General features: G+C 36.1%; 3 protein-coding genes. 1 reads left to right on the plus strand and 2 read right to left on the minus strand.

All coding sequences use genetic code 11. The features are described from left to right. The first annotated feature begins 284 nt into the window (after window positions 1-284). Complete coding sequence (locus J3U69_RS10365; RefSeq protein WP_267414006.1) at window positions 285-761, plus strand: helix-turn-helix domain-containing protein; 477 nt, start codon at window positions 285-287, stop codon at window positions 759-761. 285 nt (window positions 762-1,046) lie between these two features. Here the strand turns inward: J3U69_RS10365 and J3U69_RS10370 are convergent, their stop codons facing one another. Both J3U69_RS10370 and J3U69_RS10375 read right to left on the minus strand, forming a co-directional pair. Next, window positions 1,047-1,361 carry a hypothetical protein gene (locus J3U69_RS10370; RefSeq protein WP_267414007.1) on the minus strand — a complete coding sequence of 105 codons (315 nt, stop codon included), beginning with the start codon at window positions 1,359-1,361 and terminating at the stop codon, window positions 1,047-1,049. Next, window positions 1,343-1,774, minus strand: coding sequence for a hypothetical protein (locus J3U69_RS10375; protein ID WP_267414008.1), 432 nt, complete (start codon window positions 1,772-1,774; stop codon window positions 1,343-1,345). The genes J3U69_RS10370 and J3U69_RS10375 overlap by 19 nt, the downstream gene beginning before the upstream one ends. Window positions 1,775-3,896 lie beyond the last annotated feature (2,122 nt).

Raw genomic sequence — 3,896 nt, forward strand, 5'->3', positions numbered from 1 at the left:
CTGTTGGCAAAGCTGTCAATTAAAGACCTGAATACTAATCTATTGAAGTCTTTAATTGACAGTTTTGAGAATGTTGAGAATCTCTCTATTTTTTGTCGCTGATAGGCAAAGAATAGAGAGAGCCATTGGCTCGGTTCCTTAAGGCTACGCCGTTAAGGCGGAGTCTATACTTTTTCGTGTTTTTCTTTTTTTGTGCTGGTAGTTTATACTGGCAGATAAAGCAAAGGGCTGGTCGATTTTTCGTTTCAGTTGGAAACTAGTGAAACGATGAAGGAAACGAAACAATGAAACAAGAATTAAAGCTATTATCACAACGAGAAATTGCTGAAAGATTAGGTGTTTCTAAGGGCACATTAAGCAAATGGCTTAGCAAAAATAATGTTTCCGAAGAAACAAGAAAAGGAAACAAGAAACTCTATCAGGAAACAATAATTCAACAATATCAAAATGCTCATAAGAGTAATAATGAAGCCACTTCTAATGGCTTTTCTACAATTGATTTTCTGCAAAAAGAGTTGCAAAGGAAACAAGCCGAAATTGACGAGTTGAAACAAGATGGTAAACAGAAAGATGCTACCATTGCTGACCTGGCGAATAAATTGGCAAAACTAGCCGACCAAGCTCAGCAACTTAATCTAACAGATAAAGACGATAATAAATTACAGCGACTGACTGATAATCAGCTTCAAAAACAAGATGGAGCAGTTAATTCGCCTGTCGAACCTACGTCACATCATTGGTGGCAAAAATTATTTAAATAAAGGTATAAACATACCAGAGTATTTAAAAACCGCTCAGAACGGCTTAAAATGCGTTTTAGGCGTATCTGGTAAATTGACAAAAAATTAGTCGATAGGAGAATTAGTGATTTTAATCACAAAGTTTCCTTAAAAAATGAAAAAGAAAAGAACCCTACTAAGAGTAGAGTCCTAACAATAACGTACCCGAGTTTTTTTACCGATTAACTTTAGTTGAAAATCTCATCGGCGCAAACCCTTGGGGGCGTAAGTGCTTTACATAATGCCTGTTTTCCGAAGTTCAGTAAATCACATAATGTAGACGATGCGGTCGCCGGCACGGTCGAGATTATGCTGGATTTCTATCATGATATTTTCGTCATATTTACCTAGGGCTAGAGCGTGGTTAACGGCGTCAAAACTAGCATTCACCGCATTTAAGACGGATTTATCATTAATTGAATGAGTTAACATGGTTAGCTCATTTTTTATTTGATTTAATTTTTGTGGGTCAAAAGCCTGCTTTTCGAGCAGCTGGTCGATTAACCTGCCCGCTGTCATGATATGCTGTCGTGGTGTGGGCTGATAGGCTTTGATGACTTTTGCTAAGTCAAAATCAGGCACAAAAAATTGCTCAGGCATCTGCATGTTGCTGCGCAAATAATAGCCCCCCCGACTTGATTAACTTGCGGTAAATTGGTGCCAGCTTGCGAGCCAAATAACATTGAGATAGTAGTACTGTCACTGCTCCCAAGCAAGATTTTTAAGTCACAGTTTGCTCTGATATTTGACGTTAAGCCTGAATCAACCGATGCTCGCTGCAGGCTGATAATCACGAGAATGCTAGCTTGACGAGCTTTTTGCGTTAACTGTGTCAAGCAACTTTCAATTCGTGATTTAATTGTTTTATCGTCTTTGTCAGAGCCTAAACTGGCTAATAATGAAGAATACTCATCGATGATAATGAACTGCGGCGCAAAACCTAAATCTAAAGCAGTTTTGCCGATGGAATCAGGAAGCGTCTGCTTATTTTGCAAAAATAGGGGGTGTTAAAAATAAAATGGCGTTAAACTTTTGTAATAATCAAGTTAACACTGCAAGCCCTTGTTGGGTTTTCATTTCCGAGCGTTGGTTGCACTAACGTGCACCAGCTCGGAAAAAGAAAAAGCCTAGTGAGTAACTAGGCGAATTGCTGATAATATGCAGCAATATTAAAATTGAGCAACTTCTAATTGCTAATTTCTAGATGAAGCAAAAGACTGATTAATCCAATAGAGACTAATCAGTCTTTTGCTTCATTTTAGGAATCCCAGTATAACAGCATTTTAACGATTAAAATCCCAAAATAAACCCTTTTGCTAGATTAATAGTAGACCCAAGAAAAGCTTGGTTCATTGATTGGCAAGTTTATTGCCAGAAAGTAGAAGATTAGATGATGAAACATATTAGCAGAAAAAACATAATCATAATTTTAGGAATAGTAATCGGAATATTAGCTGCATTAATAATTAGCTATCGTTTTCCAACCACAGTTAGAAGTATTATCAATATCCTTCAAAATTATTCAGGAAAATTATTCAGTATGCTACCAGAGCCTACTGTAACTATAATTTTTAGGTTGGACTATCGAAAAGAGCGCAAAAAAAGATAAAGAACTAATCAATTGGAAAATGATTAGTTCAAAAACTTTATAGTACTAAGCATATTTTGGCTCTAACAAAATATGTACCTCACCTGTTAGGCTAGCAGTAAAAGCATTAAATGTAAATAATGCTTCCTAATTTTGCTAATTAATAGTGCGACTGTGAACAGCTGAATATATTTTTTTGTTTTTTAAACCCCAAGTCCCTGTAAGGTTTAAAACGAAAGCTCGTAATTTGCTTCGCACTTTTAGCTGGTACGCGTAGGTATCTGTGATAAAATTGCGTTATAGCAAAAAAGCAAGTAAGAGTCGGTATCTCATAACTTGCTTGAATGCTTTATCGATATTTTGAGAAAGCGAGCTGATGTAATGGAATCAATAATAGCAGTGTTAGCGCTTATAGCGCTAATCGCTGGCTTACTTCAAAAGTAAGCTGATAAGGGCATCGTTCTTATTAAGAACGATGCTTTTTTTATAATCGAAATCCTTAATATCGTTTCTCATAAAGAGAGTATACCACAATATACTTTTGTAGTATTCGTTAATGTTCGTTAATATTAAGTAATATTAATGATATTCACATTAGGACTCACGCATGTATAAGATACATCCTGAAGATTACAACGAGTTATTCTCTTAGATTATATTTTCATTGATAAATAATAATTTGCTCAGGTATTCTATCATCTTAAAAATTAAATCTATCAATTTCTCTTTTTTATGCTATGATGATAAGTAATTAAATAAAAAAGATAAAAAAAGAGCTTTGCAAGTATTGGCGTACCTACAAAGCTGCTAATTGATTACCGAACTAACCAATCAGTACTTTTTCTCTTTCATCTAGTATATCTTAGCAACTTAACTAGGAAAATACAAGACGTATGGAGAAAACTGAAACAGATTAATTTTTAAAAGCGGTAATCGAAAGGTTGCCGCTTTTTTGAAATTGACAATTTCTTAATTATCGCTGGGAGTAGCTATCCTTCTATTAGTCATTTAATAAAGCTCGTGCCTTGCTGGAGACGTTCCAGTGGTGTAGTCAACCACCAAAGGTAAACTAAACCTGTTGCCTAACACGCAACGAAGACGTGGCAAATGTAGTGATGCTCGCAAGTTGCGACCACTACGGGAAGTCTTGGAACAGCAACCAACTACCTTATCAGCATATATTCGATTTATCGGCTCTCGAATCAAAATCAAGAAAAACCCCTTCCGAAAAATGAAGTAAAACTATTGCTGTTAAGGGCAAGGGCAAGATGCGCTTAATCTGTTGGCAAAGCTGTCAATTAAAGACCTGAATACTAATCTATTGAAGTCTTTAATTGACAGTTTTGAGAATGTTGAGAATCTCTCTATTTTTTGTCGCTGATAGGCAAAGAATAGAGAGAGCCATTGGCTCGGTTCCTTAAGGCTACGCCGTTAAGGCGGAGTCTATACTTTTTCGTGTTTTTCTTTTTTTGTGCTGGTAGTTTATACTGGCAGATAAAGCAAAGGGCTGGTCGATTTTTCGTTTCAGT

Origin of the sequence: Lactobacillus sp. B4026, assembly GCF_026535825.1 — a bacterium.
In the GTDB taxonomy this organism is placed as follows: Bacteria; Bacillota; Bacilli; order Lactobacillales; family Lactobacillaceae; genus Lactobacillus; species Lactobacillus panisapium.

Coding starts and splice junctions, on each gene's coding strand:
- J3U69_RS10365 (WP_267414006.1), top strand. CDS start 285: ATGAAACAAGAATTAAAGCTATTATCACAACGAGAAATTGCTGAAAGA.